The organism is Iodobacter sp., assembly GCF_025352645.1.
GTDB lineage: Bacteria > Pseudomonadota > Gammaproteobacteria > Burkholderiales > Chitinibacteraceae > Iodobacter.
Map to the genome: position 1 here is coordinate 86,061 of NZ_JANXSO010000126.1, position 21,475 is coordinate 107,535.

A 21,475-nucleotide genomic window follows, 5' to 3' on the forward strand; every position below is an offset into this window, starting at 1 on the left:
AAGCACTTTTCCCTATTTTTATGAGCCCCAAACTTGCATTTCTTTCCCTCTCTGAATAAGCCCTCCCAGCTCCAAGCAAGACACAAAAACCTACTCCAGCCGCCGAGCAGGAAAAAATGACAATCGCAAGCACGCCTCTACCATTTACACCTTACAACTCACTATAACGGCTGTAGCTACTAGCAAAGCTTTCGTTACTGATGATAAGTGTGCGATTGCGCTTATCGGCCTTATTGATGACGTTAAGCTCAACATATTAGTTAAAGGACTTTCTCATGCATAACATCAGTGTTAGAGGCAAACTATTTATTGGTTTTGCCGTGGTTTTAGTTCTGCTGGCCATCATGGCAATCCTAAGCTTAAAAAGCATGGGGCAAATCGATGATGCTATGCGCGACCTAATAGAAGATCGCTACCCCAAGATTGCGCTATCCAACGATTTAATGAATTTATCTCTCGACAACGGCAGGCAGGTACGCAATATAGCACTCTCCCCTGATAAAGAAGATGACGAAAAAGCCCTCAGTAAGATAAATGAAAACCGTAAAAAAACAGTTGAAAAACTACAAGACTTAGATAAAAGAATTACCACCACTAAGGGGCGCGAGCTATTTGAAAAAATGAGTCAAGCGGAGAAAAATTTAGGTACTAAACTTGATGAGTTTCAAAAAATAGCAAATGACTCCACTCAAGCTTGGGCATTTATAAAAACCCAAGTGGCACCTAATAACAATGCTTATATTAAAGCACTCGATGAAATGGCCGTTTTTCAAGAAGGTTTAATGCAGAAAAATAAAGAATCAGCCTATGCTAGCTATACCTCTGCCAAATCAGTTTTGATTAGCGCTAGTATAATTGCCATCATATTGGGCCTATTTATGGCATTTTATATTGCGAATCTAATTACTAAACCACTGACACAAGTTGCAGCAGTGGCCAAAGAAATTGCCAATGGTGATCTTTCTTACAATTGGCAAAATATTACCATTCACAATGATGAAATTGGCACATTACAAAATGACATCAAAAAAATGCATGGCAGTCTGCGTGCGATTATTCAAATGATGATGGATAACTCGCACGCGGTTTCAGCCGCTGCCAGAGAATTAGCCTCGGCATCACAACAAGTATCAGTAAGCACAGATCAACAAACCGCATCCGCTAGCTCAATGGCCGCAGCAGTTGAGCAAATGAGCACCAGCATGGATCAAGTGGCCTCCAACACCGAAGACGTAAGCAGCCAAGCTTCTGAAGCAGGAGCATTGGCTCAATCGGGCAGTAACGACGTGCAATCAGCAGCCAAAGAGATGGAAGAGATCGCCAAAGATGTTGGCAATGCCTCTGAAAAAATTGAAGGCCTAGGTAAGCAAATTGAAGAAATCGGCAGCATTGTTGTGGTGATTCGTGAAGTAGCCGATCAAACAAATTTATTAGCGCTCAATGCTGCAATTGAAGCGGCCAGAGCCGGTGAGCAAGGCCGTGGCTTTGCCGTAGTCGCCGATGAAGTCAGAAAGCTCGCTGAGCGTACCACCTCATCTGCAGCGCAAATCACCGCGATGGTCAGTGCCATTCAGCAAGGCGCACACGATGCAATTGGCAGCATGCAAAATGGGCATAAGCGCGTAGGGGATGGTTTAACGCTCACCAATCAAGCCAGAGAGAGCATTCTTAAAATCGATAATAGTAGCCATGACGTGATTAGCTCGGTAACGAACATCACCGATCAAATGCAAGAACAGCGCACCGCCGCACGCGATTTAGCCTTAAATGTTGAGAAAATAGCCCAAATGACCGAAGAAAACGCGGTTGCAGTGCGCAGCATGGCCTCATCCATTGTTGGGCTGGACGATATGGCTAAGCAGCTCAGCGCATCAGTTACGCGGTTCCGCCTAAGCTAATCAGCAGCAAGGGGCGCACTGCACCGCCCCTCCCGCCTTTATTCAGTTCGATCTGGCTGGAGTAAACCGCCCTTATTTTGCATCTCGATACTTAGCCATCAAACGCACATAATGCGCCGCAGAGTAATTAAAGTTGGCAAGCTCTGCCTCAGTAAGCAGGCGCTTTTTCTCTGCTGGGCGGCCCATATACAGCCAACCTGATTCTAAAACACGATTTGGCGGCACTAATGAACCGGCCCCAATCATCACACGATCTTGGATCACCACTCTATCTAGCACAATCGTGCCCATACCTATCAAACACTCATTACCAATAGTGCAACCATGCAACATCACACCGTGGCCAATGGTGACGCGCTCGCCGATCACCAAGGGCGCGCCTAGTGGATCATCCGCACGTTTGTGGCTAACGTGCAACACCGCACAGTCTTGCACATTGCTATCTTTGCCAATGCTAATTGCGTTCACATCCCCACGAATTACCGCGCCCGGCCACACCGAAGCACACTCTCCCAAGCTAACTTCACCTATCACCTGTGCCGATTCATGTACCCAAGCACCCTCTGCTACGACTGGTTTAATGCCATCAAATACGCCAATTGCCATGACTTTAAATCCTTTTAAAAAATCTATTGTAAGCGATAGCTACCTTGCTTTTACTTAGCTATCCTCAATAATCTATTGCATATGCCATAAGAATCATTATCATCTGCCTTTTACAAGTGCTTGAGAGTATTCAATGAAACGATTCAATCGCGTTCTGTGCGCCGCCATGACGACCGGTCTACTGCTGACACCCCTAGCATCCCAAGCGGCAGACATTACAACCAGCGCCGCACTCGAACAATACTCAAGCATTGTGCACGCAAGCTATAGCGATAGCATTGCCGCTGCACGTGAAATGAGCGCCGTGATTGATGCGTTTTTAGCCGCCCCTAGCGCAGAAAGCCTTGCAAGCGCCCGCAAAGCTTGGCTATCTGCCCGTGAGTTTTACCTGCCTACCGAAGCTTACCGCTTCTACTCCGGCCCGATTGATGATGCGCAAGGGCCAGAGGGCCGTATCAATGCTTGGCCAATCGATGAAAGCTATATTGATTATGTAAAAGGTAAAGCCAAAGCAGGGATTATCAACAATCCTAAAGTGGCCATTACCAAAGAAAAACTGAAATCACTGAATGAAAAAGGCGGCGAAGAAAACGTCTCCACTGGCTGGCACGCGATTGAATTTTTGCTCTGGGGCCAAGACTTTAACGCTAAGGGCCCAGGTGATCGTAAGTTTACAGATTTTATAGATGGCAAAACCGCCAATGCAGACCGCCGCCGCCTTTACATGAAATTAGCAAACGAGATGCTAATCGAAGATCTGGAATACGTGGCTAAGCAATGGGCACCTGCAGAACAAAACTATCGTCAGCGCTTTGTTGCTGGCGATAAAGAAAGCCTGAAAAAAGCCCTAACCGGCCTTGGCGTACTAACCCGTGGCGAGCTAGCAGGCCAGCGCATGGAAGTCGCAATGGATACGCAAAATCAAGAAGACGAGCACTCCTGCTTCTCTGATAACACCCACCGCGACATCATCGGCGATATCGTCGGCATGCAAAACGTATGGGAAGGCCGCTATACCGGCAAAGACGGCAAAACACTGGAAGGCGCAAGCTTTAAAACGCTAGTTGCGCAAAAAAACCCAGCCATTGCTGACTTAGTAAGCGCCGATATTGCACAAAGCTTAAAGCTGGCCAATGAAATCCAAGCGCCTTTTGACCAAGAAATCATCGGCAAAAAAGACGCTCCAGGGCGCAAACGCGTGCAAGCCGTGATCGATTCCTTAAAAAAACAGGGTAAAGATCTAGTCGCCGCAGCTGAAACACTGGGCGTTAAGCGTTTAACGACCAAGCAGCCTTAGAACTTAGCCAAAAGTACGCCTTATTCAGGTGGGCAAGTTTTATGCTCACGTATGCATCAATGTAGGCCATATGCCAAAAAATTCATCTTGTTGCAAAAGCCGTATTTTTTCATGGCACGGTTTAAATTGATGCGCATAGGGTGGCAAGGTAAACCGCTTTGCCCACCCTATATATGGCGTTTTAAATAAAGACGTTAATGCCGGCTAGATCATTCACTTCTAGGACGGATAAAACGGCACGCATTCGTAATAAACAGCCCTGCTCACGATAATCGTGGCAGGGCCTTTGCCATTCAAGGCCTGCTCCATGATAAAAATATCGCTTCGCCTTGCTCTACTCAGCTCGGCCCTTCTTGCCTCTGCCGCCATTGCTTATGGCACCAGCCCGCTCGCCCTATTTGAGGAAGGCGAAGATCGCCCTGGCGGCGTGGCTGCAACGGCTGACGATCATGGCCGTAATGCCTTTTCGCTAGATGCACCCGCCCTTACAGAGCAACAAAAAACTGACTTTGCTGTCGGTAACTCCTTTTTTAAGAAGCCTTGGGTAGCCGCGCCATCCTCCACCACCGCCCGAGATGGCCTTGGCCCGCACTTTGTAGCCAGATCCTGTGGGGCCTGTCATACCGAAGACGGCCGTGGCTCACCGCCCAATTTTACTAATGGCCTGCAAGATGAGCAGCCGCTCTCCTTGCTACTGAGGCTGTCTATTCCTGGCAACAAGCCAGACCCACGCTATGGTGGCCAGTTTAATAATGATGCGGTTGAAGGGGTAAAGCCTGAAGGCAAAGTCAATATCACTTACCGTGAAATAGCAGGGCAATTTGCTGACGGCGAGCCATACAGCCTGCGCGCGCCCACTTACACACTCGGTGATTTAGCTTATGGAAAAACCCATTCTAAGCTGATGATGTCCCCACGTGTTGCCCCGCAAATGATCGGACTTGGCTTACTGGAAGCCATCAGCGAAAAGGATATTCTAGCCAATGCTGCCCGTCAAAAAGCCGAAGGGTTGGGCATTAAAGGCAAGCCCAACTATGTAAGCGACGTATATTCAGGCAAAACCATGCTGGGCCGCTTTGGCTGGAAAGCCAATGTTGCCACCGTAGCTCATCAATCTGCGGGTGCATTTAACGGCGATATCGGCATCACTTCTAAGCATTTTCCAAAAGAAGAATGCATGCCGGTGCAAAAAGATTGCTTACACGCGCCCAATGGTGGCAAGCCAGAAATCAGCGAAAAGATACTCGATAAAGTAATTTTATACAGCCGCACTCTAGCCGTCCCATCGCGCCGTGATCCGCAAAACCCTGATGTTTTGCGTGGCAAACAGGTATTTAAAGAAAGCAACTGTGTCAGCTGCCATACAGCAAGCTATACCACCGCTCACTTTAAAGCCGTGCCGGTCTTATCTGGACAAAAAATCTGGCCCTATACCGACTTACTGATCCATGACATGGGAGATGGCTTAGCCGATGGCCGCCCAGATGGCTTAGCCAATGGCAAGCAATGGAAAACACCGCCGCTTTGGGGCTTAGGCTTGGTGCCTGCCGTGAACGAGCATAGCCAATATCTGCACGATGGCCGCGCCCGCAATCTGGTGGAAGCCGTACTTTGGCATGGGGGCGAGGCAGAAAACGCCAAGCAAGCCGTATTGAAACTATCTAAAGCAGACCGAGATATGCTGCTGAAGTTTTTGCAATCACTCTAAACATAGGTAGAGGAACGGCATACCGTACCCTATAGGCACACTAATACATTGCCATGCAAATCATGTATGGCGGGTGCAAGCAAAAAATAAGGATATGAATTAGCGGGTTAAACCTCAAACCACAAAGAACACAGAGACCCACAGAGTTTCACAGAGAATAATAAGGCCCTTTTTTGAGTCTTTCTCCGTGTCCTCTGTGCTCTCACTACCTCTGTGCTCAAGGTTTAGCGCTATTTCATACTCAGTTAAGGTTTTAGTTTGCGCAGATGGGATTGCACCCGCCCTAAGAAAACATGCCTCTCCAAAGCGGCATTTAATCATGACAATGAGTGATGCATATAGGGCCACAACATGCCGAACCACTAAAAACACCACATGAAACTCGCCCTTATTCTAAGCACCGCCCTGCTCAGCCCTCTCGTTCACGCCGAGCCAACCATCCCCACGCCAGAATTCAGCGTGCGCTGGCTAGAGGAAGCTTACCTGCCACGGCACAAAATATTGCTTGCCGCCAGCGATGCCTTTGCCACGCAAAGCAAGGCCTTTTGTGCCGCGCCCAATGAAAAAAGCCTGGCCACCACCCGCAATACTTGGAAGCAAGCCGCCCTAGCCTGGCACGCCATGGATGCTGCGCCAGGCGGGCCCATTGTGCTGGAAAGAACGGGCCGCAAGATTGATTTTTGGCCAACGCGTGAAGCCGACATCGAGGACATGATTCCTAAGGGTTTGGATGAGCGTAATGTAGGCGCACGTGGCCTACCCGCCGCCGAATATCTGCTCTGGGGCAATCAAGAGCCCAGGGCCCAGCTAGCCAAACTCAAAGCGCAAGATCGCTGCCTTTATCTAGTGGGCATTAGCGAGCGTATTGTCAGCGATGTGAGCTTACTTAACGCAGGTTGGCAGAACTATCACCAGCAGCTGGGCGCAGAAAACCCGTTTTTCCGCCAAAATTTACTGCCAGAAACACTAAATCTGATGCTAGGCGCGCTGGACAGCCAAGCCAAACGCCTGCCCAAAGAAGCCAAACGCGAAGCCTTTGCCGAGTGGCGCAGTGGCACGGGCAAAGCCAGCTCAGTGGCCGTCCTCAATACCGTCGCTAGCACGCTCTTTAGCCCAAGCGGCGGCATTACCCTGCTACTGGCCGACAAACCCGAAGTGATCGCTAAAGTAAAAACTGCCATCGCTAATGCCAAAACCGCACAGGCTGCCATACCAGAAGCCTTTGACAGCCCTGCCGCCAAAGCAGCACGCAGCAATTATCTGGCTAGCATTAAAGAACTCAAACGCAGCATAGAAACCGATGTGGCCGAAGCGCTCGACCTGACACTGGGTTTATCTGAATCGGATGGGGATTGACTCCGCTAGAATCCGAGCCCGAGCCAAACCCTGAACCACAGAGAACACAAAGAGCACTGAGAATCACAGAGAAATTCGCTATGTTTGACATATTTTCCCTCTGTGAAACGCTGTGGTTCTCTGTGGTTTAAGAATGAGCGCCAAGTACGCTGCACCCTCTATATAAGCGAGCTTACAATGCGCACTGATCCATCCCGACGCCGCTTTCTACAAAGCCTAGCCTTACTGGCTTTGCCTGTTTTTGCCAAAGGTGAAGATACGCTAGGCCCTGTACCGACTTTACTGGCGGCACGCTGGGATAAATCCTTTGGCTCTGTAGCCGGAGCCACGGTAGCCACGCCTAGCCGAGGCCACGGCATTATTCCGGTATCCGCCTCTGAAGCGATTGTGATCGCGCGTCGGCCTGGCTATTGGATGATGCGCGTCAATTGGCAAAGTGGTGAAATCGTCCGGCAGCTTGCCGCCGCCCCCGAACGCCACTTCTTTGGCCACGCCGTACTCAGCCCAGATGGCAAACAACTGCTCGCCAGTGAAAACAATATTCAAACAGGCCAAGGCCTGATCGGCATTTATCATCCGGCCACGCTGCAAAGATTGGGCGAGCTTCCCAGCCACGGCATCGGCCCGCACGAGCTGATATTTATTGATGAACAAACGCTGGCGATTGCCAACGGCGGCATTCTAACCCTGCCACAAAGCGGCCGTAATAAGCTTAATCTGGCCAGCATGGAGCCCAGCATCGTGCTGCTCGACTGGCCTTCCGGCAAAAAACGCAGCCAGCACATCCTGCCGGATCCCTCACTCAGCCTGCGCCATCTGGCATTAGCCGAGGACGGCACGCTGGGCATCGCCATTCAGGCCGAATCCAGCACAGGGAGCAGCGTGGACGACGCTCCGCTGCTGGCTATTTTAAAAGACGGCCAATTCAGCCTTGCCCAAACCCTGCCCGGCCTAGGTGGCTATGCAGCCAGTATCGCGGCGGTGGGCAATCAGTTTATTGTAAGCGCATTGGAGGGCAACGCCCTTGCGCTATGGGATACAAACGGCCGCGCCACCCAACAATACGGCCTGCTCCGCCCTGCAGGCATTGCCGCATGGCAGGGCAAAGCACTGATCAGCACCGAGCTGGGCGTAATCACCCAGCTAGACCCGCACAACGGCAAGCTTACCCCTCTTGCCAGCTACCCCAACATAAAATGGGACAATCATTTGATTTTGGCTTGAAGAAACTTACTGATTTACACTAACGATCACATCTCATCGTCCGAGAGTTTTGCAAGCACCCACCTTGAATTACGCGCCATCGCGCGCATTTAGCCTCTATACCATTCTAAATACGTGAGCCAGCTGCATGAGCAATCCACTTCTCGATCTGACCGGCAAACTGCCTGATTACCCAAGCGTTAAACCGACACACATCAACCCAGCGCTCGATACTCTGCTGGCCAGCAGTGCAACTGCCGTCACGGCGGCCGAACAAGCCCAGAACCCAAGCTGGGAAAGCTTTGTAGAGCCGTTGGATGAAGCGCTCAATAAATTGGGCCTTGCATGGGGCGTGGTGGCTCACTTAGAAAGCGTGGTGACTACCCCTGAGCTGCGCGATGTTTACAACGCTAATATCGCCCGCATCTCTAATTTTTATACCGAGCTGGGCCAAAACGAGCGGCTGTATGCGCAATACAAGCTCATTGCAGCCAGCAGCGAATTCGCAACTTACAACTCAGCTAAAAAAACCATCATTGAAGACACACTACGTGATTTCCGCCTCTCTGGTGCGGAGCTAGCAGACGCGCAAAAACAACGCTTTGCCAAAATATCTGAAGAGCTTTCAGAGCTAACGGTTAAATTTGGCCAAAACGTGATGGATGCCACCGATGAGTGGGCGCTCTATCTTGAAGACATCGCCGAGCTGGATGGCCTGCCGCAAGACTGGCTGTCTGCCGCTAAATCTGCCGCCGAGGCAGATGGCAGAACCGGCTACAAAGTCACACTTAAACAGCCTAGCCAAGGCCCAGTAATGCAGTTTTGTAGCAATCGCTCATTGCGTGAAACGGTTTATCACGCCAACGTAACCCGCGCCGCAGAATTTGGCCCCGCCGAGCGCGATAACGGCCCACTGATTAGCCGCATTCACGCGCTACGCTCTGAAGCCGCTCAGTTGCTAGGTTTCAATAACTACAGCGAAGAATCACTCGCCACCAAAATGGCCGATACCCCTGCCCAAGTCGCCGAATTCTTGCGTAATTTAGGTCACGGTGCTAAGCCGTTTGCAGCCAAAGATCGTACCGAGCTAAAAACCTTTGCCAAAGAACAACTAGGGCTAAACGAGCTGGCCGTTTGGGATTACGGCTATGCGGCAGAAAAACTATCCGAAGCGAAATACGCTTTCTCTGCCCAAGAAGTCAAAGCCTACTTTACCGAAGACGCAGTGCTTGCAGGCCTATTTAAAGTGATCGAAACGCTCTACAGCCTACGCTTTGTTAAAGCCGATGCGCCGGTCTGGCACCCCGATGTAAACTACTACGCCCTGCAAAATATGGACGGTAGTGCTGTAGGTGGCCTATATCTGGATCTTTACGCCCGCACCGGCAAGCAAGGCGGCGCGTGGATGAACGATGTGCTTTCACGTAGCCGTAAAAGTGCGTCGCTGCAAAACCCAGTGGCGCTGGTGGTGTGTAACTTCGCGCGCGGAGTGGACGGCAAGCCTGCACTGCTTACCCACGACGATGTAATCACATTGTTCCACGAGTTTGGCCACGCCCTGCATCACCTCTTAACCGAAGTCGACGAATCCGGCGTATCCGGCATCAATGGCGTGGAGTGGGATGCAGTAGAGCTGCCTAGCCAGTTTATGGAAAACTTCTGCTGGGAATGGCAAGTTCTGCCCGATTTAACCCGCCATGTAGACAGCGGCGAGCCACTGCCGCGCGCACTATTCGATAAAATGCTAGCCGCCAAAAACTTTATGAGCGGCAGCGGCATGGTGCGCCAAGTTTTACTGTCTTTATTTGATATGGGCCTACACGCCAACGCAGATGTAGTCGACGCCGCCGCACACAATGCCGCACTGGTCGCCGAGTTTGAAACCCCCGTCGCTCCCGATTACAACCGCTGGTACAACACCTTTAGCCATATTTTTGCCGGTGGCTATGCAGCAGGTTATTACAGCTATAAATGGGCCGAAGTGCTGTCTGCCGACGCATATTCCGCCTTTGAAGAAGCCGCCGCAGCGGGCCAAGCCATCCTCGACCCAGTAACCGGCGCGCGCTTTCGTGCCGAAATATTGGCAAAAGGCGGCAGCCGCCCAGCCATCGATTCCTTCATCGCCTTCCGTGGCCGCAAACCAGAAGTGGCGGCCTTGCTGAGGCATAATGGATTGAGTGTTTAAAGGGATCCGCAAATAAGCAGCTAAACCTTCAGTCACATACAGAGCACAGCATTTACAGAGCAAGCCTAAAAACACTCTGTAAATACTGTGCTCTTTGTGGTTTAAAATAAGCTAAACGCTAGCCAATAAACGCCCTCTTCTTTATCATTAAAATAATCTCCTATTTAAGTGTTTATTTGATGAAAAAGCAATTAGCCCATTCATTAAAAAAAGGTGAAACTATTGGTTTCTTCTCGCCTTCATCCCCTGCTACTTTTTTTGCACCCTCTCGCTATAAACGCGCGCAGAATTATTTAATTAGCTGCGGCTATTTATTAAAACCGGGCAGCCTAACAGGTAAAGAAGCAAGCTATCGCTCTGGCAGTATTCAAGCCAGAGCCGATGAATTAAACACCCTGATTAGAGACCCAAACGTTCGCTGTATTATGTCTACCATCGGTGGCAGCAATTCTAATTCCATCCTGCCCTATATTGATTACGATGCTTTTATTGCAGACCCTAAAATTATTGTAGGCTATTCAGATGCCACCGCCATCTTGCTGGCCATCTATGCCAAAACTCAAATCCCTACTTTTTATGGCCCAGCCCTTGTTGCATCACTAGGTGAATTCCCCCCCTTAGTTGACCAAACCTTTAGCTACTTCTTGGATATGGTTAGCGATCAAACGCCTTATCCACACAGTTTTCCCCTTCCTCCTCAATGGACAGAAAACTATATCCCATGGGAAGAGCAAAGCTATGCCAAAGCAACACAAGCCAATCAATGGCAGACGTTAAATAGCGGTAAAGCACGTGGCCGTTTAATTGGCGGAAATTTAAATACCATGTTGGCTATTTGGGGCTCGCCCTATATGCCTGAAATTCAGCAGGGTGATATTTTATTAATTGAGGACTCCTTAAAAGATGCGGCAACCATGGAGCGTTTATTTGCATTTTTAAAATTGCAGGGCATCTTTGAGAAAGTAGGCGGTATTTTATTAGGCAAGCACGAGTTATTTAAAGGGCCACGCACACCACAGGATATTTTATTAGAAATAATAGGCACGCCCACCATACCAATCATTGCCGAATTTGATTGCAGCCATACCCACCCCATGTTAACCATGGTTATTGGCTCGCAAATAGAAATCGATGCAAATGCAAAAACGGTAAGGATGCTCAGCGCTTGCGTAAGCAGCGAAATAAAACGGGCTGATTAAATCAGCCCGTTTGCACGTAAACCTATATGCACTTCACCGCAAATCAACTTACTGCTGTGGTTTTAAATACGTCTCCAAAAACCGAATCGTATGCCCAATCGAGTACACGCGGTTTTCGCGTTTGGCGGCGCCGTGGCCTTCGTCGGCGAAGAGCATTAGCTCGGCGGGGACATTGCGTTTTTGCGCGGCTTGGTACATTTGCAGCGCTTCACCCACCGGCACACGCGGGTCGGACACGCCTTGGATGAGCATCAGCGGGGCGATTAGTTTATCGATGTGGTTAATCGGTGAAAGCTGGATCAGTGCCTCATGATCTTTCACCGGATCGCCATACTCGGCAATACGCAGCGCACGGCGATAAGGGGCGGTGTTTTGCAAGAAGCTCATAAAGTTTGAAATGCCCACGGTAGACACGCCCGCATCGTAAGCGCCTGCAAACATGGTCATACCTGCCAAGGTGGAATAGCCGCCGTAGCTGCCGCCGATAATGCCGATCTTAGGCACTTGGCCATTTTTAGCCCACTGGCTGCGCATATAGCGCGAGGCGTCTTCGATATCGCTCACCACTTGTAGCCGTTTGGGCCCGTCGTCCATCGCCAACCATGCTTTGCCATAGCCATCCGAGCCACGCACATTAGGCTCGGCAAAAATAAACCCCGCATCCACATACAGCTGCGCCACCGGCGAGAAGCCTGCCTTAGTTTGCCCTTCCGGCCCGCCATGGAAATGCACGACTACGGGGCAAACCATGGTTGCGCATTGTGCTGGGCGGCGTACAAACATCGGGATTTTAGTGCCGTCTCTGGCGGGATAGCTTTCTAAACTGGCCTTGGCAAAGCGCTGCGTATCAACTTCTGGGCTCATGGCCTGCTGCCACTGCACCAGCTTGCCGGTGCTCCATTCATAGCGATAGCTCAGCCTTGGCGAAGTGGCGGTTTCTACGCTGATCAGGCTATAGCGGCCATCTGGGCTGTGGCCGCTAATCAACACATGATCGCTACCTTTAAACTGCGGCAATTTTATCGGCTGCAGGCTTCTGGCGTCCAAGGCAAAGCTACGGATATAACCCGCCTCATTCACGCTATAGCTAATATGCTGACGTGATTTATCGAGCTCAAAGCTGCTGACATCCCAGTTTATCTCAGGGGAAACCGGCTTAAACTGACCCGCCTTCCATTGGTACAGGCGGCGGAAATTGCCAAACTTAGACGTTTGTACAATCAGCTCATCCGGCCCTGCCCCATAGGCGGCTCTGTATTCTTCTTTTTCATTCTGACCAAACAAAGGTTTGAGTTCGCCATCGGCCAGCTCATAAAATTCCGCCGCTAGATTGGTAATGGTTTTTTCTAGCAAAATCCGTCCATGGTGCTGATCCGCGATATTCCATAAGCCAGGCTGATCAAACACCACTTGTTTGGTGGCGCTGGCGATGTGGTAGCGATAGATGGTGTAGCTGTCTTTTTGCTTATCATTCGCGCTGTAATACACATATTGATTATCATCCGAAACAAAGGCAAAGCGGGTTTGCACGCCTGCAATATGCTGAATTTCTTTGAGCGCCCCGCCGCCCGCTGGCTGCAAATACAGCCCAGGGTTTTCTTCGCCTTTGCGATCACGCTGAATCACTAAAGTCTGTCCATCGGGGCTGATGTCGGCAATTTGGGTGGCATCTTCTCCGCCCGTCATCTGTACCGGAAAACGCTGAGGCCCATCCAAACGCCACACTTGGCTTACACCCGTAACCCGCCAGCTAAAGTAAAGCTTTGCGCCATCGGGGCTAAGCATGCCAGCACTGGGGCTAGAAATATCCAGCATGCTTTGAATCCGCCGCGATAAACTAGGCTCTAGCGGCTTAGGGCGAAATGCTTCTATGTTTTCCTTGCTGATGCTATCAGCACCCAGCCCAGCGTAATCGGCGGCAAAGGCGCTGCTGGTGAAGAAGCCACATACTAATAAACTGCTGATTATTTTTTTCATTGTTTTATCCCTGTCTCTGCATCACGCTTATCGCTTGCCCGCTGAAGCAAAACAACAAGACTCCTTTTAATTACACCAACATGACTAAACATGCTGGAAAAATCCCAGACCACGGTAATGAATTATGCCAGCCTCGGCAACTGCGGCTATTCCCAACAGAGATCAATATGAGCCAAGACCTGATTAGCCAGCAAACACTAGCCCACTACCAAGCCAACGCCGAGGCATTTAAAGCAGGCACGGCCGATCATGATGTAAGCCAGAATATCACCGCACTTTTGCACCATATCAGCGGCACTGCGCCATTTGATATCTTAGATTTTGGCTGTGGCCCAGGCCGTGATTTAAAACGCTTTAGCACACTTGGCCATAAGCCCATTGGCCTAGATGGCACGGCACGCTTTGTTGAAATGGCCAAAGCTGACAGCGGCTGCGAAGTCTGGCTGCAGGATTTTTTAGCACTCGATCTGCCCAACGCCCGCTTTGACGGCATCTTTGCCAATGCCGTGTTGTTTCATATCCCCAGCGCAGCGCTACCGCACATTTTGCTACAGCTGCACGCCACGCTAAAAACCGGCGGCGTGCTATTTTGCTCTAACCCGCGTGGCAATAATGAAGAAGGCTGGAATCAAGGACGCTATGGCGCTTATTACAACTTGCCAACTTGGCAAAGTCATTTAATTGCAGCAGGCTTTACCGAGCTAGAACACTACTACCGCCCTGCTGGCTTACCCCGTGAGCAACAGCCTTGGTTGGCAAGCGTATGGCGCGCTTAAAAGACTTCCGCGCTGAGTAGCAGCCTGTCGCCACAACACAACAAATTATTAAAAATAGCCTGATTCATTTATTCCAAACAAATATATCAGCTAAGATATACTCACACAAACCAATATAAGACAGGATACCGTGAAACTCACCCACGCCCTTGCCCTGATTCTTGTCAGCGGCAGCACTTTTGCCTCCCCATCCACCGTGCCAGCAGGCATCGCCTGGGAGCAAGGAGATGTTAGCGCTGCTTTTGCCAAAGCCAAAGCAGAGAAAAAACCGCTGTTTCTTTACTGGGGAGCCACTTGGTGCCCGCCATGCAATCAAATTAAAGCCACCGTGTTTAATCAGCAGCGCTTTATTGATCGCACCAAACAATTTATTCCAGTCTATGTGGATGGCGATAGCCCAGGTGCGCAAAAGCTGGCCAGCCAGTTTAAGGTGCGTGGTTATCCCAGCATGATTTTATTTAAACCAGACGGCACAGAAATCACCCGCCTACCTGGCGAAGTAGATGCAGAGCGCTATCTCAGCACGCTAGAACTAGGCCTCTCTAACGCCCGCCCCGTTAAAGAAACGCTGAGCAGCGCACTGGCCGGTGGCAAGCTTAGCGCGGATGACTGGCGTTTACTTGCAGATTACTCATGGGAATCAGATCAAGCCCAGCTCATCGAAGAAAGTAAACTAGCCAGCACACTCAAAACCCTAGCCCAAGCCGTACCTGCCACAGAGACTTATGCAGCCACGCATTTACAGCTAAAAGCCATCTCTATTGCCGCTGGGGATGAGCAAGCCAGCAGCTCGCCAGCAGAACTAGCCCTGCTGCATAAAGTGTTGGCAGATAAGCAACTTAGCCGCGATAACTTTGACGTAATCGTCAATAGCGCCAGCGATATTGTCAGCCAACAGAGTAAAGCGGCCTCTGCAGAAAGAAGCCAGCTGACTGCCGCATGGAGCAACGCGCTGCAAAAACTGGCTTTAGACACCACGCTCTCCGCTAACGACCGCTTAAGCGCACTAACCAGCCAAGTGGCACTCGCCAAGCTGGACCTCGCTAAAGATGCCAAGCTGGCCGAGCCGCTACTCAAAGAGGTGCGTGCACGCGTCAGCGATGCCGACAAAAACACCACGAATGGTTACGAGCGCCAATCAGTAATCAGCACAGCCGCTTACACCCTTAGCGAAGCGGGCCTGTTAGATGAATCAGATACCTTACTCAAAGCCGAGCTAAAACGCTCGCATGCGCCTTACTACTTTATGCTTTCCTTGGGGGCCAATGCCAAGAAACGTGGCAATAAAGATGAAGCCCTAGGCTGGTACGAAGAAGCGTATAAAAAATCCGAAGGCCCAGCTACCCGCGTGCAATGGGGCAGCAGCTATGTAAGTGCACTGGTTGATCTGGCTCCACAAAACGAGGAACGTATCGAGCAAACGGCGCAAAGCATTCTGAAAGAGGTTGCCGTCACGCCCAACGCCTTTTACGAACGCAGCCGCCGCTCACTAGAAAAAATTGTCGCAAAGCTGACTACATGGAATAAAGACAAGCAGCACGCAGCAGCAGTTGGCCGTGTATTAACTCAGCTAGATGGCATCTGCAGCAAGCTGCCAGCAAGCGATCCACAGCGCAGTGTTTGCCAGGATTTACTCAAGCCTAAGGCTTAATCAATCGTCTGGCATCATTCGAAAAAAAGCGGCCACATTCAGTGGCCGCTTTTTTACACGCTGCCAACTTAACAACCTATATCAATCGCACCGGTTTAATCTGCAAGGCATGGAAGTGCTATGAGTAAGAGTAGGATGGTAGAGGATTACGGGCGGCGGCTAATGCGGGTGGTCAATACCATGATGATCCGCAAAGCGTGGCGATGGATGATTTACGCTCAGATGCCTGCGTAGAAATCAAAGCCGACGGCGATTTGCCAAGCGAGCTTGCCCGCACGCAAATCCCCGCAGGGCGTTATGGGGTGATTGAACATCGCGGCCCTTATAGCGAGCTACAGCAGGCTTATCATTGGCTATTTGGCGTATGGCTACCCCAAAGCGGTGAGCAACCGGCCAATATTCCGGTGATTGAGCAATACCTTAATCTGCCCCACAACACCCCGCCTAAAGATTTACGCACCGAAATCTGGATTGCGCTTAACAACTAAACCCACGCAAAAAAGCAGGCCACTCTGGCCTGCTTGTTTTAGCGATAAAACTTATAGCTTGTAATCAACACTTAAAAAACCATAACGCCCAGACGTAGTGCCATTATATCCGCCATTATCCACGGAATAAGGCGCTACTCTATCAAAGATATTATTAACCCCAATCGCAAACGAGGTCTTTTTATCTAATTTATATCCAAAGGCCAAATTAAAGGTGGTATATGAAGGTAGATATCCATCGGGATTGCTGCTGTTTTCTGGCTGATCTGCTGCGTCCCTTACCCTAGCAAAGGTTTTAGCCGAAACGGTGGCATCAAATTCTGCATATTGATAAGCCAGCGTAATGCGGTTTTCCCAATCTGGATAATTATAACCGCCCGTGCGATCAACCGGCGGAGTATCTTGCAAATCTGAGCTTTTATAGCTTAGCAAATAGCTAAACTGATCCCGCAGCGTAAATTTACCCCAGCCATCTGTTTTATATCCAAGATTTAAATCCACATCAATCCCCGATGTTTCAATTTGGCCAATATTGGATAAAGGCAAATCAATCACGTCAATTTTTCCTTTAATCAACCCTGGATAATTCTTTGCATCATCCGGATCTAATACTAAGCGTTTAATCAATTTAGCCAAGGCTGGATTACTATCTTCATGATCAATCACGTATTGCGGGTTTAATCTTTCAATGGCATCGTTTTGCTTAATTTGATACCAATCCACACTAACCGAAGCATCTTTAGTGGGCTCAAATACAAAACCTAAAGTCAGGTTATTAGAGGTTTCAGGCTTTAACTGCGGATTACTCTGGCTGTTTAAATCAACGCGCCCCGTGCATTCACCGCCCTCTACCCCCATAGGTTTGCATCTAGCCCAATCGTTATAAAAATAGTAGCTAAGGGTTGGGGACATATTCAATTGCTGCAGGCTTGGCGCTCTAAAAGTGCTGGTTGCCGAACCACGCAATAGTAAGGAATCTAGCGGCCGGTAAGCCAACGCCAACTTAGGCGAAGTTGCACCGCCCACGTCGTCGTAATGGTCGTAGCGTAATGCGGCTTGTAATTCTAGGTTTTTAAGCAGCGGAATACTCAGCTCGCCATAGATAGACTTCACCAAACGGCTGCTCGCTACCGTGGCATCTTCATCGGCTTTTTCTTTTAACAGGTTAATCCCCGTGGCAAAACCCACATCACCTGCTGGCAAGCTAAATAACGCAGAGTGAGAGATCTTGGCATCCGCAATCAGCAGCGAAGCTGTGCCTTCACGATTGCGCCGAGTGAGCAGCGCTTTAGCCTGCGATTCTGGATTCCACGCCAAAAAAGGATCGTAACCGCCGTTTTTTAATGCATTGCTGATTTTTGTAGCATCTGCGCGCTCTCTAGACTGGCTACTTTTATTACTGCTATAGGTCAGTGCCGTTTCTACATCCCAAGCCGAAATCGAGCCCCTAGCCCCAAGTACGGCGCGGAGTGAATCGCTATCCACATCATTTTGCGCCAAACCAGCCTCATAAATCCGCCGAGAAATGGTGACATCTTTGCCATCGGTTTTTACCCCGTTGATCACATCGCGGTAGGCTGCGTCACCTTTTTTAAGCACCGCCTGAGCGGCTGGAATAGCCACAGGCCAAGTTTCAAATTCCTGCTTATCTTTGCTTATACCTAATTCGGCAAAGAGGGAGAAACGATCATTAAATTGATAATTGTAAAGCGCATTGGCGCTCATTCGCTGAATATGCGCAGTGCGATATAAATTATCATTGGCTAAGCATTTTTGATTGCCAAATTTATCCGTAACTATTTCACCATGGCCTTCGCAGCCCAGTAATAAAGTGGTGGTGCCACCTTTGATTTTATAAGCGCCGCCATACAGGCCAGTAAAACGATTATCTGCGCCGCCTTGGCTGCGATTATCCAAACTGCGCGTTGCATCGTGCTCGCTATCTTTGGTGGGCTTCTTCTCCAGTACATCCAGCGTTAGTAATAAATTTTGCCCGTCTTCATTTAAATTACCAAACCCTGCTGCAATACCCAACACCGCATCTTGCCCGTCACCCGCAAAATTTTGGCCTAGCTTGCTGGTCAGCGCCACCCCTTCAAAATTGCGCTTGGTTTTAAAGTTAATCACCCCGGCTACCGCATCCGAGCCATAAATCGCCGCAGCACCATCATAAAGCACTTCAATTTGCTCAATTGCGGAGAGCGGAATATTGTTCAGGCTAACTGGGCTGGTATCCACATTAGCAAAGCCATTAGGTGCTAAGCGGCGGCCATTTAATAGAATCAGCGTATTTTTGGCCCCCATTCCCCGCAAACCCACGGTGCTAGAGCCTGGCGCAAAGCGGCCACCATCCGTAGCAAACTCCAGCGAAGCTTTAGGAATCAACTGATCCAAGGCTTCTACTACTGTAGTTGCGCCGGTTTTTTCAATATCTGCACGCTTAAACACGGTAATCAAAGAAGGGCCTTCCTGATTAATCCGCTTAATATTGGAACCCACCACCTCAATGCGCTCCACCTTATTGATAGCTGGCAGCGCTTCGGCATAGCTCAGCGCTGAAGCGGTTATTTGGGTAATCACAATCGCCAAGAGTTTTGGTTTAAAGCGCATATCATCCCCTTGAGTAGGCACAAAACACTCATTACTTATGCCTTAAAGTTATTTAAAATGTTATTTATATATCAACAACTAAAAATATCATAAACAAGAGAAGTATGACAATAGAATAAGAAAAAACACTTTAACAGCAGCCTAAGCACTTGATTTATATGTAAATATTTATTAATTAATAAATAGGCAAAGATACAACAATTAATTAATGCATATCTATAGAATTTAAAACAATAAACCCCACCTGATTTGCATACACAATGGCGGGGCTTATTACTGATTTGCTATTTTAGTGGCTAAATATAAGTTAATTTTTTGCAAATAGTCGCAGGCTAGACAGGTTTAATCTCCACCAATACCACACAGTTTTTACCCTGATGCTTGGCCTGATAAGTGCCATCATCAGCCCTCTTCACTAGGCTTTTAGCATCGTCCCCTATCACAAACTGGCTCACACCAATACTGACTGTGCAGTTAATAATCCCCCCTGCACTAGGCCGATGAACTTGGTCAGCAAAACGTTGGCGCAAACGCTCCGCTACATTAATGGCATCCGCATTGCGCGTTTCGGGCAAGATAACAATAAACTCCTCTCCACCATAGCGATAGGCGCTGTCCATTTCTCGCAAACAGCCCCTAATCACCATCGCCAATGATTGCAGTACTTTATCCCCCTCTAAATGCCCATATTGATCATTCACTTTTTTAAAATTATCAATATCCATCAATAATAAAGATAAGGGTCGGCCATAGCGCCGAGCACGCTCTAACTCTTTATCAATACTTTCATAAAAATGCCGGCTATTAAATAAACCCGTCATTCCATCAGTAATACTTAAATCCCGATAACGCGCTTCACTCGCTTTTAAAGCCTCTTCGGCTAATCTACGCTCATTCATATCTTGTAAAGTTTCAATGGCACCCACTACCTTGCCATCCATATCTCTTAAAGGTGCCGCAGTAAAAAAAACCCATTTACCTTCTGCACCAAAATGAGCAAAGAAATCCTCTGCCTCAAATACGCCATCAATTAAATGTGAAGGACGAAATTTACCATGGTAAAACTGATCCACATCATCAGCCATCGCCCCATTCATAATTAAATCAGCCATCACTGGCCGCTCACTTGGATAAAAAGCGCGCCACTGCTGCTGCGTACCAATCACCTCTTTTGCCGCCAAACCAGTTAATGCTTCACACGCTCGGTTCCAATGGGTAACGGTATGATTTCGATCAATCACAAACGTAGCCACCGAGCTGCCATCTACAATTTGCGCCAAAAAAGCTTTGCTCGCTTGCAAAGCTTCTTCAACTTCATGGCGCAAACTCACATCCTGCAAGGTTTCCATTGCGCCAACAATTTTGCCGCAAGCATCCCGAATGGGCGTGGCGGTAAAATAAATCCAGCGGCCTTGCTCACCATATTGCGTAAAGAAATCCTCAGCCTCAAATACATTACAGATGCTATTAGTAGACTGCACTTTTCCTTTATATAAAAGATCAACATTTTTCTCTAAGGCATCATCCAACATTAAATCTGCCAATACAGGCCTGGCCTCAGAATAAAAGGCCTGCCATTGATTATTTGTGCCAATCACTTCAAAGGCTTTTTTACCTGTTAATAATTCACACGCTGAATTCCAATGCGTCACCATATGATTACAATCAATCACAAATGAAGCAACAGGGCTACCCTCAACAATTTGACTTAAGCTTAAGCGATGCTCCATCATATCTAGCTCTGCTTGGGTACGCGCAATTTGCTCCCTGCTCCCATTGATGGCACGCAGCAATAACATTGGCAATAAAGATAAAAAACCACCCGCCAAATCTTTAATTAAAAAGTGCTCACACTTTAATTGTATTGCATGCTTTATCCAATGCTCGCATCCCAATGGAGCCAAAACTACAATAGGTAAATGATTGATGATATATGCCAGCTGCTGCATATATTTTAGATGGCTTTCAGATAGATCAATAAGCAAGGCATCAAATGTTTGAGGTGAATTATTAATAAGCTGATCTAATTTATGAAAATCACGACACTCTTGGATGGTGCAAGGCAGCTCTGTACTTTGAATAACCTTAATCAATGATAAACTATCGGCATCTTGCCCTAGTAATAATAGAATTTTTAAATGCGAAGGCGATTCACTGTACAACAACATAACAGCCCCAATACAAGTAAAACACTCATTAAAAGAGTAAGAGTCATACAACCAGCCGAAACCTATAAATATCCAATACACATAGCTAGTAAAGGTGTTTTTAGCAGGATTTTCAAGAAAACCCCATAAAAAAGCACAAAACCATATTAATCTGTAAGTTAATCTTGTAAATAAAATTGTAAGTTTGGCCAATAAAAAAGGCTTTATGGCGTGCGGTGATTGTCAAAGTAGTTGAGATGTTTTTACGATTTAAGCTGCTTGTAATTCCTCGCTTGTTTTAGGTTCAATGACTCGGTCCGGGTTGAGTTGCACTTCGTTTTGCCAGCTCCAGTTCCGGGTCGCATTACGCCACC

14 protein-coding genes are annotated in these 21,475 nt (G+C 48.6%); 10 read left to right on the forward strand and 4 right to left on the reverse strand.

Annotation, left to right across the window (positions count from 1 at the left end; genetic code table 11):
• Positions 1–275 precede the first annotated feature (275 nt).
• Positions 276–1,898: a methyl-accepting chemotaxis protein gene (locus Q0R17_RS14290; RefSeq protein WP_293935965.1), complete on the forward strand. Its 1,623-nt coding sequence runs from the start codon at positions 276–278 to the stop codon at positions 1,896–1,898.
• A 72-nt stretch (positions 1,899–1,970) separates the two neighbouring features.
• On the opposite strand, the gene Q0R17_RS14295 is transcribed toward Q0R17_RS14290, so the two are convergent.
• Entirely contained in the window at positions 1,971–2,504 is a 534-nt protein-coding gene (locus tag Q0R17_RS14295; RefSeq protein WP_293935966.1) for a gamma carbonic anhydrase family protein, read from the reverse strand.
• A gap of 133 nt (positions 2,505–2,637) precedes the next feature.
• Here Q0R17_RS14295 and Q0R17_RS14300 point away from each other — a divergent pair, with 133 nt between their 5' ends.
• From Q0R17_RS14300 to Q0R17_RS14325, 6 genes are all read left to right on the forward strand, one after another.
• Complete coding sequence (locus Q0R17_RS14300; RefSeq protein WP_293935967.1) at positions 2,638–3,801, forward strand: imelysin family protein; 1,164 nt, start codon at positions 2,638–2,640, stop codon at positions 3,799–3,801.
• Between the two features lie 307 nt (positions 3,802–4,108).
• Positions 4,109–5,509, forward strand: a complete 1,401-nt coding sequence (locus Q0R17_RS14305) for a di-heme oxidoredictase family protein (RefSeq protein ID WP_293935968.1) — start codon at positions 4,109–4,111, stop codon at positions 5,507–5,509.
• 375 nt (positions 5,510–5,884) lie between these two features.
• On the forward strand, positions 5,885–6,865 hold the full coding sequence (locus Q0R17_RS14310; RefSeq protein ID WP_293935969.1) for an imelysin family protein: 981 nt from the start codon (positions 5,885–5,887) through the stop codon (positions 6,863–6,865).
• 177 nt (positions 6,866–7,042) lie between these two features.
• Positions 7,043–8,089 carry a DUF1513 domain-containing protein gene (locus tag Q0R17_RS14315; protein WP_293935970.1) on the forward strand — a complete coding sequence of 349 codons (1,047 nt, stop codon included), beginning with the start codon at positions 7,043–7,045 and terminating at the stop codon, positions 8,087–8,089.
• A gap of 127 nt (positions 8,090–8,216) precedes the next feature.
• Entirely contained in the window at positions 8,217–10,253 is a 2,037-nt protein-coding gene (locus Q0R17_RS14320; protein WP_293935971.1) for a M3 family metallopeptidase, read from the forward strand.
• A 179-nt stretch (positions 10,254–10,432) separates the two neighbouring features.
• The gene (locus Q0R17_RS14325) at positions 10,433–11,452 is read left to right on the forward strand and encodes a S66 peptidase family protein (RefSeq protein ID WP_293935972.1); all 1,020 of its coding nucleotides are present in this window, start codon (positions 10,433–10,435) and stop codon (positions 11,450–11,452) included.
• 48 nt (positions 11,453–11,500) lie between these two features.
• Here Q0R17_RS14325 and Q0R17_RS14330 read toward each other — a convergent pair whose 3' ends face one another.
• Positions 11,501–13,429 carry a prolyl oligopeptidase family serine peptidase gene (locus Q0R17_RS14330; protein ID WP_293935973.1) on the reverse strand — a complete coding sequence of 643 codons (1,929 nt, stop codon included), beginning with the start codon at positions 13,427–13,429 and terminating at the stop codon, positions 11,501–11,503.
• Positions 13,430–13,509: 80 nt separating this feature from the next.
• On the opposite strand from Q0R17_RS14330, the gene Q0R17_RS14335 reads away from it, so the two are divergent.
• The 3 genes from Q0R17_RS14335 (at position 13,510) to Q0R17_RS14345 (ending at position 16,344) form a co-directional block, all read left to right on the forward strand.
• Positions 13,510–14,205, forward strand: coding sequence for a bifunctional 2-polyprenyl-6-hydroxyphenol methylase/3-demethylubiquinol 3-O-methyltransferase UbiG (locus tag Q0R17_RS14335; RefSeq protein ID WP_293935974.1), 696 nt, complete (start codon positions 13,510–13,512; stop codon positions 14,203–14,205).
• A 130-nt stretch (positions 14,206–14,335) separates the two neighbouring features.
• Entirely contained in the window at positions 14,336–15,856 is a 1,521-nt protein-coding gene (locus Q0R17_RS14340; RefSeq protein ID WP_293935975.1) for a thioredoxin fold domain-containing protein, read from the forward strand.
• A gap of 203 nt (positions 15,857–16,059) precedes the next feature.
• Positions 16,060–16,344, forward strand: coding sequence for a GyrI-like domain-containing protein (locus Q0R17_RS14345; protein ID WP_293935976.1), 285 nt, complete (start codon positions 16,060–16,062; stop codon positions 16,342–16,344).
• 51 nt (positions 16,345–16,395) lie between these two features.
• Here the strand turns inward: Q0R17_RS14345 and Q0R17_RS14350 are convergent, their stop codons facing one another.
• Together Q0R17_RS14350 and Q0R17_RS14355 are read right to left on the reverse strand one after the other, a co-directional pair.
• Positions 16,396–18,954 carry a TonB-dependent receptor gene (locus tag Q0R17_RS14350; protein ID WP_293935977.1) on the reverse strand — a complete coding sequence of 853 codons (2,559 nt, stop codon included), beginning with the start codon at positions 18,952–18,954 and terminating at the stop codon, positions 16,396–16,398.
• 332 nt (positions 18,955–19,286) lie between these two features.
• A complete protein-coding gene (locus Q0R17_RS14355; RefSeq protein WP_293935978.1) occupies positions 19,287–21,122 on the reverse strand; it encodes a diguanylate cyclase in 1,836 nt (611 codons plus the stop codon).
• Positions 21,123–21,475: the final 353 nt, after the last annotated feature.

Coding starts and splice junctions, on each gene's coding strand:
- Q0R17_RS14290 (WP_293935965.1), top strand. CDS start 276: ATGCATAACATCAGTGTTAGAGGCAAACTATTTATTGGTTTTGCCGTG.
- Q0R17_RS14295 (WP_293935966.1), bottom strand. CDS start 2,504: ATGGCAATTGGCGTATTTGATGGCATTAAACCAGTCGTAGCAGAGGGT.
- Q0R17_RS14300 (WP_293935967.1), top strand. CDS start 2,638: ATGAAACGATTCAATCGCGTTCTGTGCGCCGCCATGACGACCGGTCTA.
- Q0R17_RS14305 (WP_293935968.1), top strand. CDS start 4,109: ATGATAAAAATATCGCTTCGCCTTGCTCTACTCAGCTCGGCCCTTCTT.
- Q0R17_RS14310 (WP_293935969.1), top strand. CDS start 5,885: ATGAAACTCGCCCTTATTCTAAGCACCGCCCTGCTCAGCCCTCTCGTT.
- Q0R17_RS14315 (WP_293935970.1), top strand. CDS start 7,043: ATGCGCACTGATCCATCCCGACGCCGCTTTCTACAAAGCCTAGCCTTA.
- Q0R17_RS14320 (WP_293935971.1), top strand. CDS start 8,217: ATGAGCAATCCACTTCTCGATCTGACCGGCAAACTGCCTGATTACCCA.
- Q0R17_RS14325 (WP_293935972.1), top strand. CDS start 10,433: ATGAAAAAGCAATTAGCCCATTCATTAAAAAAAGGTGAAACTATTGGT.
- Q0R17_RS14330 (WP_293935973.1), bottom strand. CDS start 13,429: ATGAAAAAAATAATCAGCAGTTTATTAGTATGTGGCTTCTTCACCAGC.
- Q0R17_RS14335 (WP_293935974.1), top strand. CDS start 13,510: ATGACTAAACATGCTGGAAAAATCCCAGACCACGGTAATGAATTATGC.
- Q0R17_RS14345 (WP_293935976.1), top strand. CDS start 16,060: ATGGATGATTTACGCTCAGATGCCTGCGTAGAAATCAAAGCCGACGGC.
- Q0R17_RS14350 (WP_293935977.1), bottom strand. CDS start 18,954: ATGCGCTTTAAACCAAAACTCTTGGCGATTGTGATTACCCAAATAACC.
- Q0R17_RS14355 (WP_293935978.1), bottom strand. CDS start 21,122: ATGTTGTTGTACAGTGAATCGCCTTCGCATTTAAAAATTCTATTATTA.